This window comes from Nocardia ninae NBRC 108245 (genome assembly GCF_007990755.1).
Classification (GTDB): Bacteria; Actinomycetota; Actinomycetes; order Mycobacteriales; family Mycobacteriaceae; genus Nocardia; species Nocardia ninae.
In genome coordinates this window covers 1-13,201 of record NZ_BJXA01000032.1, presented here as the reverse complement: position 1 = coordinate 13,201, position 13,201 = coordinate 1, and the positions used below count along the sequence as shown (strand labels likewise).

16 protein-coding genes and 1 pseudogene are annotated in these 13,201 nt (G+C 62.7%); 12 read left to right on the top strand and 5 right to left on the bottom strand.

Annotated elements, in window-relative coordinates; all coding sequences use genetic code 11:
- Window positions 1-60: 60 nt before the first annotated feature.
- Window positions 61-375: a putative quinol monooxygenase gene (locus tag NN4_RS22670; RefSeq protein WP_147134879.1), complete on the top strand. Its 315-nt coding sequence runs from the start codon at window positions 61-63 to the stop codon at window positions 373-375.
- A gap of 101 nt (window positions 376-476) precedes the next feature.
- Here NN4_RS22670 and NN4_RS22665 read toward each other — a convergent pair whose 3' ends face one another.
- A complete protein-coding gene (locus tag NN4_RS22665) occupies window positions 477-1,688 on the bottom strand; it encodes a helix-turn-helix domain-containing protein (RefSeq protein ID WP_147134876.1) in 1,212 nt (403 codons plus the stop codon).
- A 222-nt stretch (window positions 1,689-1,910) separates the two neighbouring features.
- Between NN4_RS22665 and NN4_RS22660 the strand changes: the two genes are divergently transcribed.
- The 9 genes from NN4_RS22660 (at window position 1,911) to NN4_RS22620 (ending at window position 6,142) form a co-directional block, all read left to right on the top strand.
- Window positions 1,911-2,273 (top strand): hypothetical protein, encoded by a 363-nt coding sequence (locus NN4_RS22660; protein ID WP_147134872.1) that lies wholly within the window; start codon window positions 1,911-1,913, stop codon window positions 2,271-2,273.
- A gap of 568 nt (window positions 2,274-2,841) precedes the next feature.
- A complete protein-coding gene (locus NN4_RS22650) occupies window positions 2,842-3,099 on the top strand; it encodes a hypothetical protein (protein WP_147134866.1) in 258 nt (85 codons plus the stop codon).
- Window positions 3,096-3,290 (top strand): hypothetical protein, encoded by a 195-nt coding sequence (locus NN4_RS22645; RefSeq protein ID WP_147134863.1) that lies wholly within the window; start codon window positions 3,096-3,098, stop codon window positions 3,288-3,290. The genes NN4_RS22650 and NN4_RS22645 overlap by 4 nt, the downstream gene beginning before the upstream one ends.
- A 6-nt stretch (window positions 3,291-3,296) precedes the next feature.
- Complete coding sequence (locus NN4_RS22640; protein ID WP_147134859.1) at window positions 3,297-3,500, top strand: hypothetical protein; 204 nt, start codon at window positions 3,297-3,299, stop codon at window positions 3,498-3,500.
- Window positions 3,501-3,606: 106 nt separating this feature from the next.
- A complete protein-coding gene (locus NN4_RS22635) occupies window positions 3,607-4,209 on the top strand; it encodes a hypothetical protein (protein ID WP_147134856.1) in 603 nt (200 codons plus the stop codon).
- On the top strand, window positions 4,209-4,853 hold the full coding sequence (locus tag NN4_RS22630; RefSeq protein ID WP_147134854.1) for a TetR family transcriptional regulator: 645 nt from the start codon (window positions 4,209-4,211) through the stop codon (window positions 4,851-4,853). The genes NN4_RS22635 and NN4_RS22630 overlap by 1 nt, the downstream gene beginning before the upstream one ends.
- A gap of 77 nt (window positions 4,854-4,930) precedes the next feature.
- Window positions 4,931-5,362 carry a hypothetical protein gene (locus NN4_RS22625; protein ID WP_147134852.1) on the top strand — a complete coding sequence of 144 codons (432 nt, stop codon included), beginning with the start codon at window positions 4,931-4,933 and terminating at the stop codon, window positions 5,360-5,362.
- A 130-nt stretch (window positions 5,363-5,492) separates the two neighbouring features.
- Entirely contained in the window at window positions 5,493-5,639 is a 147-nt protein-coding gene (locus NN4_RS45100; protein WP_186818574.1) for a hypothetical protein, read from the top strand.
- 2 nt (window positions 5,640-5,641) lie between these two features.
- Window positions 5,642-6,142, top strand: a complete 501-nt coding sequence (locus NN4_RS22620; protein ID WP_147134849.1) for a hypothetical protein — start codon at window positions 5,642-5,644, stop codon at window positions 6,140-6,142.
- Window positions 6,143-6,272: 130 nt separating this feature from the next.
- On the opposite strand, the gene NN4_RS22615 is transcribed toward NN4_RS22620, so the two are convergent.
- The 4 genes from NN4_RS22615 to NN4_RS22600 all read right to left on the bottom strand — a co-directional run bounded on the left by NN4_RS22615 (window position 6,273) and on the right by NN4_RS22600 (window position 10,348).
- Window positions 6,273-7,433, bottom strand: a complete 1,161-nt coding sequence (locus NN4_RS22615; protein ID WP_147134846.1) for a coiled-coil domain-containing protein — start codon at window positions 7,431-7,433, stop codon at window positions 6,273-6,275.
- Window positions 7,434-7,473: 40 nt separating this feature from the next.
- On the bottom strand, window positions 7,474-7,992 hold the full coding sequence (locus NN4_RS22610) for a hypothetical protein (RefSeq protein ID WP_147134843.1): 519 nt from the start codon (window positions 7,990-7,992) through the stop codon (window positions 7,474-7,476).
- A gap of 118 nt (window positions 7,993-8,110) precedes the next feature.
- A complete protein-coding gene (locus NN4_RS22605; protein ID WP_186818573.1) occupies window positions 8,111-8,896 on the bottom strand; it encodes a helix-turn-helix domain-containing protein in 786 nt (261 codons plus the stop codon).
- 222 nt (window positions 8,897-9,118) lie between these two features.
- Window positions 9,119-10,348, bottom strand: coding sequence for a cytochrome P450 family protein (locus NN4_RS22600; RefSeq protein WP_147134837.1), 1,230 nt, complete (start codon window positions 10,346-10,348; stop codon window positions 9,119-9,121).
- Window positions 10,349-10,696: 348 nt separating this feature from the next.
- Here NN4_RS22600 and NN4_RS22595 point away from each other — a divergent pair, with 348 nt between their 5' ends.
- Window positions 10,697-11,647 (top strand): helix-turn-helix transcriptional regulator, encoded by a 951-nt coding sequence (locus tag NN4_RS22595; protein WP_147134834.1) that lies wholly within the window; start codon window positions 10,697-10,699, stop codon window positions 11,645-11,647.
- An 814-nt stretch (window positions 11,648-12,461) separates the two neighbouring features.
- A pseudogene (locus NN4_RS22590) lies at window positions 12,462-13,201 on the top strand (insoluble domain protein); the annotation flags it as partial.

Sequence of the window (13,201 nt, the reverse complement as noted above, 5' to 3'; positions counted from 1 at the left end):
GAAGTCAACGAGAACCAACACCCGCAGTTTGGAGCGTGACTAATCAGATACGGTCAGTCGATGTTTGCACTCGTGGTGAAGTTCAGTCTGATCGACGCCGAGAAGGCGGCGGGTTTTGACCAGCTCGTCGCCGAGACCGTTGCGCGCATCGCTGAATCCGAACCCGGCACTCTCGTCTACGCGACCCACACTGTTGAGGAAGAGCCTCTCTCACGGATCTTCTACGAGGTGTATCGCGACCGGGAAGCGTTCGACGAGCATGAGCGCCAGCCGCATACTCGCCAATTTTTGAGCCAACGCGACGAGTACATCGCGTCACACCGCGTTGAGGTTCTGACACCGAGGGCCACTAAGGGACTGCCAGTAGCCGAGTAGCTACAACCGGTCGGCCAACCCGCACCACACTGCGAACCCATGCAATGTTTCGACCGATAGCCGAATAGCTACAAGCGGTCAGGGTCGTATCTGTGCTGACGTCAGACATCGAGCCCCAGCTTGGCGGCCAACTTCTCGGCGTCCCGCCGAACTGTCTCACCGCCATTCTCGACCAGATCGGGCACCACGGACCTGGCGAACAGCGAGAACCCGAACGTATCAGGGGATTCGTTGCTCGCTTTGGTGAGCAACGAGACTGCGGCGAGGGGCTCCTCACGCATGTAGTGTGCCCGTGCCGTTTCCGAGGTATGGAAGCTTCTGCGGGTCGCCGACGGCATCTTGGTCAGGTCGACTTTGGCGGCCTGCCGGATCGCGTAGCCACTGTGCATGAGGTCTGCCTGAATGGTGATCATGTAGGCGTCCACCATCGGCTGCCCGAACATCAGCCACGGGTGAACATAGTTCTCTCCAAGCGCCTTCGCAGCGCGATCGGCCTCGTCCCAATGGTGCAATGCATCGCCTTCACGCCCAATCTTCGCGTACGACAGCGCCATCGCTAGGCGAAGCAGACCCCACATCGCGAGATCGTCGCCCTCCTTTTCTGGATTCAGCAGCTCGCACATCTGTCGCGCCAGATCGACCCGAGCTTCGGTCTCTTCGCCCGCGTCCCGATAGACGTGGTTGACATACCAGGCAGCAGCGGCCATCGCGTGAGGATTGTCCGCATCCTGCGCCGCAGTCATCGCCCGGTCACCTGACATCAGGATGAGGGATGCGGGTGGCTGGAACGAGAGATAAAGCTGCGTCAGGTGGTAGACCTGCGCAAGGGTGGCCTGGGCTTTGCGCCGGTCGTTGCCGTCCATCTGACGCACCGAGACTCGGACATCGCGCAGTAGGTCGGGGAGGATCGTCGCTATTGCCGAACGTTGGTATGCGGCCCCGTGCCACAGCGCCCATGCTTGGCGCGTTCTCGCCGAGATTGCCTCCGGCGTCAGGTCCTCCTCCGAGCTGCGCGGCGACGTCGGATACGAGACCAATGCCTCTGTGACCAAAGGCAGCTTGTCGTGAGATGCCTTCGAATACAGTGACCGCGTCAATGGCTCGTCGCCGGTGAGCTGCGTCAGGTCGGGGATATCGAGGATCTCGGCCAGCTTGATCAACATCGGCAAGCGGGGCTGTTTGAGACGCCCCTCTTCCAGGTGCCTAACCCAGCTCGCCGATCGTCCGGCGAGTCCGCCGAGCACTGGCCGGGTCATGCCCGCCTGCTCCCGTGATCGTCGTAGGCGTCGGCCGAATTCGTTGTCGCCACTCATGATGCAAGTCCAGAGGTAGGGGCTGGGGAATAGGCGCACAGTTTGTGCGCATCACCCATTGTGACACGGGCCACCGTAAGTGGGTACCCGACGTCGGACCTCGTCCCGGTCGCCCCCGACCACCCCGGACGCCTGTCGAGAAGCTGCCGTCGGCTGCACTCCAACACACCACACACCTGGGGTGTCAGGTGCGTTCAACCGACGAGCGAGGAGGCGTAGGCGATGGGTTCGGAAGACGAAGAGAGCCGCGACGACATGACGCCGCAGCAGAGCTACTACGCGGAGTTGTTTCATCTTGAGCAATTCGGCACCCCGGAGCAGGTTGCCCAGTTCTCGGCTGGTGGGCCGCCGCCGCCCAGGAAGGCGGACGGGGTGACCGGCAAGATCCTGTTCTACGAGGCGAACATGCCCACACTTGAGGAGTTCGCCGGGCTGCTCGCGGAGATGGAAACGAGCGGCTGGATTACCAGTGAAGTCCGAGAGAAGGTCGAGGGGCTGCCGCGTGCGCAGGGTGTTGCCGAGCTGAAAGTCCGCATGGTCGAACCGGATTGCGGCCAGCCATCACCAGCGGCCGGGACCGAGTGACCCGGCATGGGAAACAGCGAGCTTCTCCCTGACAACCGGGCCGCAGCGCTGGAGTCACAGCGCCGGTTCTATCAAGTCACGTGCGGGTTGCCCGCCCGAGTGCGGCCTGACTTGGCACGGGTCGTGTTCACCGTCGGCAGCGTCGGGGCGGTCATGATGCCCGCCCACCTCGGCACACGGGTCAGAGCGGGCCTGCTCGTCCCCGACAAGGAGCAGGTCGTACCTATCGTTTCGCACCCGCGCTCGAAACGGTGGTGGTTTCTGGTGCACCCGGACATACCCCGTGCGGCGGCGTTGCTCGCCGAATTGTTTCGCCATCACGTCTCGGTCGTTCCGGTCGGTTACGAGGTCGCGTTGCCGTCGCCTTTCGGTTCGGAGATCGGGCGTCGAGAGTGGGTGCGAGAGCCCAGCAGCGGATTCCGGCCGTCAGGGGTGTTAGTTGTCGAGGCGACTCGTGCTTGCCTGTCGCCGCTGAGGCGGTGAGCCCATGCAACCCATCGCTATCGGGTGTCTTCGGCTCACCCCCTCGCCCCAGTTCTCCCGCTTGTACGGCGGCACGCTGAGGCTGATGGCCGCCACGCACGGCTATTTCCTGATGTCGGTAATCGAGTTCGACCACAGCGGTGACGCGCAGACGCACAACGCGCTGATGGCCGACTACATCCGCGCGGCCAAGGCCGAGGCCGTGCTCGCCGCGGGTCTCGAGCATCTCGCCGGAGGTGAGCACGCGATCACCGAACTGTGTGTCTTGGTCACCCCCGAGCAGACCTATCCGCGTGGGCATCACTGGCCATCGCACGTTCCCAATGCGGGGAGTGTGCGATGAGCGCGCTGTCCGATGAGGATGTCGAGGGTTGGTTGCGGAGCAAGCACGACGCACTCGTGCAGGGCTTGGCCGAGGTACTCGAGGTCGAGGCCGGCCTCGCGGAGAAGATCGGTTGCCGTCTGGACGGAACCAGCCCCAGCCACGCGAATGAGATCGCGCTCTACCGGACAACCGAAATCGCGGGGGTGTGATGGCAGATGCGGCCCAGCACCCCGCCTCGTCGTATCCGGCACATTCACATCGAATCCGGTGCGCTGAAACTGGATTTCGCCGCGTCGGCCGAGCAGGCCGCCAATGTCGCCGAGGAACTGGCCCGGGGCTGCCCGGAATTCGTGGTGAGCGTGGACGACGAGGTCCACCCTGATCTGCCGTCATTGCCGTGCGCCGACCTCTGGGACTAGCCCACCGCCGCGTCCTGCGCACCTATCGCCTCGCCCCAGCAACCTCCCAATCCGAAAGGCCCTATCCCCCATGCCCGATGACCGACCCGTGTACACCGTCTATGGCTTGAGCCCGGATCGACCGATCGCCGTGAGCCTGCCCCCCGTCGAGGCCACCGGCGGCCAGCCGCTACCGGATGCGGGACCGTTTCTGCGGGTGTGTGCCGGGGTCGCCGAACCGAGCACGGCGCTGCTGCGGTGCGTGCGGGAGTTGGTGGGCATGTGGCGCTATGCCTACCAGCAGCAGCCACAGGACAAGACCGAGCTCGACAAGTTGCTCAATCTCGCGGTGTACATGCTCGACCACGAAGCGAGCGGTCACACGAAAATGATTGTTCCCGAACCTGATTCGCTGATCAGCCCGTCGTCCTACGGCGACTGGGCGGCCTGGCTGGTGTGGAAATACGTGCTCTACGCGCTGCGGCGGCAAGACCCAGCCCATGCCGATCGCGACGCCGCCGAATTGTTGTGGTGCATCGAGGCGTTCAACCACCTGGTCGCTGACGTGCGAGCGGGGCGGGTGCGCCTACCCGAGGCCGCAGGGGTGTTCCCGCCGAAACCGGTGTCGCCGGACAGTCCGGGCAGCGACACCGCGACCACCCGCCCCGCCGCGAGCGACAACAACCCAAGTCACCGATCACCCGCCGACCGCGAAAGCCAGCACCGCTGATGCCGACCAACCGCCCCCGCCCTATCCGTACCGGCCAGCCGCACCGCACCCGTCGCCATCTGCTCGCTGCCGCCACCCGGCTGCTCGCCGATCCCGGCTACACCGCCGTGAGCAGCGATCGCATCGCCCAATACGCCGGATACACCCGAGGCGCGGTATACCGCCACTTCCCCAGCAAAGCCGACCTGGCCAGCGCCGTGCTCGACCGAGTGTGCGAGCTTGCCATCACCCGGACCACCCGCCAGCTAGCAGCACTACAACACGACGGGCACCTCAGGACCTTCGAAGAATTCGTCCAACTGGTAACCAGCTGGATCGAGACACTCGTCCGGGACCCGAGATGGCTGCGGGTGGAAGTGGCACTGGCAACCGACCGCAGGCGGCACCCGGGCGAACGCGGCAGTTGCTCGAGCACCTCACAACGGTTCACCCGCCTCACCACCACGTCCAGCTCGGTGTTGACCGCCACCGCTGCGGCCATGGGCCACAAACTCGCCGTCGAGCCGGACACGATCGCGATCTGCCTGGCGGCAACGGTACTCGGCATGACCATCGGTCGCGACGACCCTGACGCCGCCGAGACGATCGAGCCCCTCGTGCGACACCTGCTGCGTAGCAGCGAATCTCACACCAACACCATCTGATCGACGCAGTCGAGGTAACCCTTGGCGCGGCAAACACGATTACCGCGCCTGCCCGACGAAGGACTGTAGGAAGGGCTGTGATCATGATTTTTCACCGAAAAACCTGGAAAACGTGGAGCCGCAATGGGGTATTCCATGTGAGCTATCGTCGGCCGAGGCATGTATGCGAATGCGGGGGCGAGCCATGGCTGAATCTTTCGCAATGCGGTGCCGTACGCATCAACGACGACTCGGGCGATATTGAGTTCGTGTCGTGCCGGTCGTTGTGGTGTGCGCTGGAGTGGGTCGCTTTGCTCGACGGGCGCATCGTGCCGCACATGAACAAGCTCGGCGGCACGTGTGCCTGGTCCGGGTTGCGTGTCGTGGACGACAGAGACACATGGCCCGCAGGCAGGTTGCAACCCCTGGAACAGGGTCTCGACTCTCCACCCTCAATCGACGGAGGGGCGTCCTGTGAAGGTGCCGCGCGCCTGACTGCGGCCCGGCAGGAAAAAAGTCAGCATGAGTGAGGACACCTCGAGCGCGGTCCGGGACTGCGAGTGCGAGCCGTGGATAAAGTTGTCGCACTGTGGAGTTGGAATGCACGACGGGGCGGGTCGACTGTTCAAGGTCCGCTGCCCTTCGATTCTTTGTTCGGGGATGGTTCCCCTTGTCGACGGGAAGATCAGTTTGCACGAGGGGACGGTTCCGGGTGCGTGCCCGTGGATCGGTATGCGGGTGGTCGATGACACCGCCGATCTCGACCCTGACTACCTGACCAAGCTCCGATCGAAGCGGGTGCTGTGAGCGTGGGGATCTTCGAGGTTCTGCGGCGGCGGGTGACCATCGAAGCCGCCCGTGCGGGGTACGGGATACGTCGCCGGAATACCCCGCCCTACGGGTGGGAGTTGTTCAGCGCGAACGAGCACGAATCAGTGGTGTCGGGGGCGGCGCTGGTTCATCTCGAGCGCTGGCTGGCCGACCGCCGAGCGAACACCAGCAACGGCACCAGTAACGGCAACGGTGGTGATGGCGACACACCCGTATTGCGGTTGGCGTCCACCGACCGCCCGTGGGCGGGGTCGGAGGAGTACGAGCAGGCCAGGGCCGAGTTCCGGGGTGCGGCTACGGTTTGGGAGGAAGCGGGAGAGCCACAATCCGGTCCGATCCTGGAACAGCTCGCCGCGGCACGTGAACGCTACCTCTGTGCTACGCGCCCCGAGGCTGTCAACAGTGAGGTCCACGTCGGTACAACCACGACGGGCAAGCATGGCTTTACAGCCCCACCGTGCGTGTCGGATCCAAATTAGGCTGTGTTCGGCTAAATCACTGGGACCCAAGCAAACCTCGAAGCCCGTACAGTCTCGCTCCTGCTATATGGAACGCATACCAAATTGCCGGGGGTGGGGCGCCTACCCCAGGGCCTTGGGCAGCGAGTAGCTAACGGCCATCACGTGTTATGCCTCGAGTACGGTCCGGTCCTTGCCCTGTACCGCCGCGCTCAACCCCCGGCGCATGGCCGGGCGGCTCCAGTACCGCCCCTTGCGGGTGAACTGCCTGCCCTAACCAGGCGAGCCTTTCCGCCTCCGTCATACGGCTTTGGCGCTCCTTGAATGCAGCGTCTCGCGCCTTGTTCAGCTCCGACAACTTGGCGGCGCGCTCGCGTTCTTTCGTGGCTTCACGTTCTGCCGCTTCCCGTTCGACGCTGGCCGCGTCGGCCAGCTCGGAAGCAACTCGGCCACCAATCTCGACAGTTTCTCGCTCCTGGGACTGGCTAGGCGCTGGGAATGGGAATTCTCTCGCCACCCGTTCGGCGGATTCCCTTGCGACCCGGTCCCGTTCGGCTTCCGATGCTGCGCGTTCCCGCGCTACCCGCTGGAGTACGTCCAGCGTTTTCCGTTCCTGCGCTACTCGTTCAGGGGCATCGGCCCGCCCCCGCGCGGCAGCTTCCCGAAACTGCTGCATTTTGCGGTTTTGCTCAGCACGTTCCTTCGCCAGCTCGACAGCTTTCTGCTGCGCTACACGCTGCCGTTCCTTCTCTGCCCTCTCCAGCGCTCGGGCCTCTTTCTCCTTGGCCCGCTTCTGCTTCTCGAGATGCTTACCGATCGTGAGCGCTAGACGCCGCTGCTCACGAGTGATTTCCTGGACATCGAACTGACGGCCCCATTTCTTATTTAATTCCTGGAATCTGTCGAGTACCTCACGGTCAACCCTAGCGCCTTGGACTACTGTCCAATTTATTTGATAACCCAGCTTGAGTAAGTGCTCCTCTTTTTCGAGCTGTGGAAGCGCCTTCTCCTTATCGACCCTGCCCGCTTTATACTCGTTCCCGTCTCGGAGCAACACATTAGCCACATCGTGAACCCTGGGACCTTTGGGCGTATCGTGGCGTACTTCCTTCTCGTAGCCGCGCTCTGGTGTCTGACCGCGCAGCAGAGCCATGCCGTCGCGGAACCGGTTGCCCATATCTCGAGAACGCTTCCATTGATCCCTGGACTTGCGGTAGCCCTCACGATCCCTGGCATTGAGCCCTTGAAACCATTTCCCGCCGACATATCGGGTGTAGTCCGTTTCTAGCCTGTCGTTCCATTCATAACTCATGGCTCCCCCAGAGCCTTGCACAGCTAGAGATCAGGCTGGGTCACTCGATCAGAGGTGGCCGACCGGATGCGACCCACTTCCGATAAGCCTCCTGACTGTTCGAGAAGATCCCAGAAAGGTAATCTCCCCAATTCCGATGCACGGTAGCGGTCGTCAAATTGGCAACGTCCAGATACGCGTCAACCCACTCATGTCGGATTGCGGGACCAAAGCTCATATAACGGCCGCCATTCATGCTCGGAACATTGAACCAGCGTCCCTCAAAATTCCTGCGGAACACTTCACCGATAAATCGGGTCAACTGGTCCGCCACTCGATGATTCTCCGAAAGCATGGCCTCATCCACTGTCGAGAATCGTTCCAGCACGAACCGCTCGACATGATCCAATCCCTCAACCGTCCAAGGATTGTCAGGCATGTCCGGAGCAGTCTCGTTCAGGAACGCGTCAAGCTGCGCGTTCATATTCTCGGGCTTGAGCCATTCCAGCCACTTCGGGTCCTGTTGGTCCTGTTCTATCTGCTCAAGCTCAGCCTTCGTGTACGCCCTAACTTCGCCCACATCTACCCCTTCTCGTCATGGCCCGAACAGGCCAGTATCCCCCGTCAAGGTCGTAGCGTCCGGGGTTCATCCGACTTGAACGTATCGTTAGTCGACTTGACACGGGGCTGAGTCGGTTTTACAGCGTGTCGGTGGCCCGTGTCGGGCTTTCGGGTGTGCTGGGGTTTCGGGGACCGGCGTAGGGCTTTGGGATTGCGGTTGTGAGCAAGATGGTCATGTCCTCGACCATGGGAGCGAAGCTGAGCCAGTAGGACACGATTTCGTTGTTCGGGGGGTGTCGGACGTGGAGCAGGGAGTCGCTGTCGCGGCCGTAGTTCACGTCGACACTTGATGCCCACATGCGACGAAATTCGTTATTGGGGCCGAGATGGCGTAGGAGGTCGCGGGCTTGTTGGGAGCGTCGATAGCGGCCGAGGATTGCTTTGATGTAGGCGATATTCCATGCGGCCTCCTTCTCCCAGTCGACCCAGACTTCCTGTGCGATGGGGCTGAACAGCCACTCGGCGATCGAGCACGTCTTCTCGAGACCGGGCATTGCCGATAGGAAGAGTTCGTTGCAGGCCAAGACATTCCAGAACGGGTCGAGGTATGCGGCGAGATCGCCGCGCTGCTGAAGGTCGTCGAGATGGCTCATCCAGTCGCGGTTCGAGGTCACTCGTTCGCGGAGTCGTTGTGTTGGCATCAGATCTGCTGGGGGAGAACGTAGTTCGCGGAGGTGGCGTGTTAGGAGCGAGTCGACGTCATAGCCGTAACCGGAGGCGAGCGCGTCCAAAGTCTCGAGCTTCGGTGTTCGCTTGCCCGCCTCGATTTCGTAGAGGTAGGAGTAGCTGATGCCGTGGCACTCGTGGGCGGTCAGGCGTGTCAGCCCTAAGCCTTCACGGATCAATCGCAAGGTGGTTCCCAACGTAGGGATGGTCGGTCGTGGCACGGTGGTACGTGCACGGTATGGACGGTGGACCATGCGGAGCCTCTCCTTTCATCTGGTTTCGCGAGGCGGGCGGGAGGCGAGCAAAAGTAGGCAGCGTTTCGGTGTGGGGGTACCGGGCGGCAACTCCGGCGGGGCTTCGGGCACTGGTGTAAGTCGCGGCCCCGCCGGAACCGTTCGGCGATTCGTGGCGGCCGGGGTTCAGGTGAGGTGGACCGGGAGGGTGGTGTGTCCGTTGGAGATGAAGCTGTTGATGGTGGCCAGTTGTGCGGTGTTGTCGGCAGCCAGGCGCATGTTGGGGAATCGGTCGAACAGTGCGGGTAGTGCGATGGTGGCTTCTAGTCGAGCCAAAGGGGCGCCGAGGCAACGGTGGACGCCGTACCCGAAAGACATGTGGGCCTTGTTGGTTCGGTGGATGTCGAAGTGGTCAGCGTCGGGGCCGTAAGTGCGCGGGTCGCGGTTGACTGCGGCGTAGGAGACCAGGATCGGGTCGCCTTGGGCGATGATGACTCCGTCGATGTTGATGTCTGCGACCGCGTAGCGCAGGGGAACATAAGCGGCGGGTGCTTCGAGGCGAAGTGTCTCCTCGACTACGTCGGCCCAGCAGGCTTGGTCGGCTCGCAGGGCACCGTGCTGGTCGGGGTGGGTTAGCAGGGCGAAGATCGCGTGGTCGAGCAGGTTTACGGTGGTTTCGTGGCCAGCGCTGATCACCAGCAGCAGAGTGCCGATGAGTTCCTGCTCGCTGAGTCCGGAGCCGTCGGGTTCGCGATGACCGATCAGCTGGCTGGTCATGTCGTCGCCAGGGTGGGCGCGTCGGTAGGCGACCAGATCGGCGAACAGGCCGTATATCCGGTCGTTGTTGGCTTCGGATTGTTGCGAAGTGCGCGGTGAGGTGTCGAAAAGTTCATCGGCGCAACGTCGTACGGGTGGATAGAGGTGGTGGGGTACGCCCACCAGCTCCGAGATCACCCGGATAGGTAACGGGTAGGCGAAAGCCTCACGTAGATCGACCGACTCGCCATGGGGAGTGCCGGCGAGCTCGGAAAGTAGCTCGTGGGTGATGGCTTCGATCCGGGCGCGCATGTCCTCGGTGCGTCGCGAGGAGAAGGCGGGAGAGATGATTCTGCGCAGTCGGCGGTGATCTGACCCGTAGGCATTGAACATGTTGACCGGCGACACCCACGGGTATAGCGGCCACGCGGAAGTGATTTCACCGCTGATGAACTCGGGCCAGTGCTGGCGAGGGTCCTTGGATACTCGGGCGTCGACCAGGAGTTTCTTGAGCAATTCGGGGTCGGTGATCGCCCACGCCCGGACCTCGCCGGGCAGCTCGACCAGAGACAGGGGTCCGCGGGCACGGAGGCGAGCAGCTTCGCCGTGGATGTCGGTTCCGTTGGGGTCCAGTACGATGAGGCTGGTTTGGTCGTTCATCAGATCTCCTGAAAAGGGCCGGAGTGCCCAACTGTCGCGAGCGCTCAGCTCAGGTTGTATTCGACTGTCACGCAATGCTATTCAGATTTCGGAGAGCAAATCGACCGGGATCTCGTACGGAAGTGCCGGATTTTTGCACAGTTTGGCCTCGGAGCTGGGGCCAGCGCTCTCATGCTGCGGGTCAGGGATTGCCGGATTCTTCGACATTGCGTGCCGGATTTTTGCACCCGGGGTTCGTCTGGTGGACGCACCGGCGCACCGGCGGCAGACTGAGGGGTTGGTTCGAAGCAACGGTGCTTGGAATCGACTTACCTGAACCGTGTGGAGGATAGATAGGACAGGGGCACCGTGACCAGCCAACGCTACGAACTTCGGCGCGAGTCCACCCTTTGGGTCCCCAAGGGCGACCGGTCCGATTTTTGGGCTGAGCGGGTCCAGGAGAATCAAGGTCGCATCGGTTTGAGCTTCGACTTCGGCGATCACCGAGACTTCAACGGGCGGACATGGGTCCAGGAGTGCGGCAATGATGTGCTCATCGAGTTCGCCTCCACCATGATCAATTACCGTCGCACCAAACAGCACGTTCGTACCGACGATGACCGCAGTGGTCGGCTCCTTATCGTGCGCGAAGGTCGTATGGCTCTGAGGCAGAACGACGACGTCACTGTGCTGGAACCTGGCGAGGTAGGTCTGTACTCGATGGGTCGTGATATGGATGTTGCTCACGACGACACCGCTCGGGCGGTTGTCCTCAGCATTCCTGACAGCGATCCCATCGCCACGATGCTCACCGACCAGCCGCCGCTGAAGATGGATGCGCACCGCCCTCTGCTCGGGACAGCCGTCGGGATGGTGAATTCGCTTGTCGAGCATCGCGAGACGATGACGGGCAACGACTTCACGCAGATCAACGCCTACCTGCGCCAGATTCTGGCGAGTTCGCTCGATGACCGCCAGGCCCCTGAGCTATCCAGGCTGGAGCGACTGGCGCAGGAAGTGCTGGTCTACATCGAAATCAACTCCGATGATCCGACCGTCACTCCCGATTCGATTGCGAAGCACTTCTGCTGCTCGTTGAGCCAGCTGCACAAGGCGCTGAGAACTGCTTCGACCACGCCCGCGAGAATGCTGCGCGAAACCAGGCTGAAACGAGCGAGGCGTCGACTCGAGATCGGTACCGGCACTATCACTCAGATAGCATTCGGCTCCGGTTTCGGTTCGGCCAGTGCCTTTCGCGAAAGCTTTCGCCAACGGTACGGGCAATACCCCGGCGAATGGCGCATGACAGCCGGTCATTGATCCGGATCTCAGTGCCGCGTTGTGCCGACGATAGAGATCGGGCACGCGGATCAGCGCATCGACCGTGTACTGCGCCGGTACCGCAGTCTTGTGGGCCGGGAGTGCGTGGCCTGCGGCCTTGCGATGCAACCGGTTGTGATGGCTCGAGACTCGAGGGGAGAACCGCTCGGCCTGCGCCACTGATGACGCTGGGGCACGGGCCTTGGCTCATGTGCCAGCCGGGTCTGGCTGTCGGTTGCCTGTAGGCAGTCTGGCCGGGTGTGCAGCAAATGATGTCACTAGGAAAATACTGTCACGTTCCTATCGTCAAAGGTGGCGCGAACTCCCAGCGTATGGCCGCTATTGCTAATTGACGAACTGATCGTTAACGAAAAGTTGGATAGTGAAACCTCTAGATTGCAGGTCGTTTCCCGGTTTGGATGAGAAGCGCAAGTCCCAAACCGATTGAAAGGAAACCGCATTGGATCCCTTCCAGATACTTGCGTGGATAAATGCTGGACTGTCGCTGGCGTCCAGCGGCCTGTCTGTCGCCGCGCAAGTGTTGTCGCTCGTTCTCCCGTTCATCTGACATTGACACCTAACTCCTGAGAAGTCGCCTCCCAGTGGCGCATTCGCTCCTGGGAGGCGCTTCGCAAGCGCGAGATCACACGCAACCCATCCCACCCGAAATCTTCACCTTCACCACGAAGGGCTATTTGGCATGTCCAATTCTTTGAACACTCGACGCCACCGTGTAACCCATTCGCGAGACAGAATCAGCGAGCCTGGGAATCGTAATCGGCTGTGCTCGAACGCTTCCCGTGGAAGTAGGTCGGTGCTCGCGAGCACGCTGCCCATGGTCATCGTGCTGGTCGCGGTAGCGGGTCCGGCCGTAGTCGCAGAATCCGGTTCCGGCGCTGCGATGCCGGTCGTGTTGTCGGCGGCGATCGGTGCGCCCGCAGTGATCACTGATCAGCCTGGTGTCACCGGTCCCACGCAGCCGGGCACCGCCACCCCACCTCCTCCTCCGCCCCCGGAACCCGCCCCGACCCAACCGCTGTACTACTCGCAGCCGCCCGAGATCCGCAACGAGTCCGGGACCCGCCCGCCACCATCAACGGACCAGCCGGTGGAGCCGATCGCGCTCGAGGACCTGCACCTGCCCGAACCCGTGGCCCCGGTAGCGCCGATCGAGCCACCGGAGAACACAATTCGGATCGGACAGTGGGAGGCACCGCGACCGGACTGGCTACCTCCGGAGTACGCGGACGCGATCAACGACACTGCCGCAGGCGCTGAGGCGCAGGTCGCGACGGCCCTGGATTCGATCGGTATCCCGGCCGGGCGGTCAGATCGGGTCAGCGGTGCGACCTTGGGTGGTGCCGCGCTCGGTGGTGCTGGTGGTGCGGTCGTCGCTGGCGCACCGGCTGCGGCTCTCGGCGCGATTGTGGGCGCTCTCGCTGGTGGCACCGTAGGCGGAATCGCCGGTGCTCTGGTGGGCACGGTGATACCGGTACCGGTCCTGGGAACAGTGACCTCCGGGGTTGCGGGGACCGCCGTGGGGGCTGCGGCGGG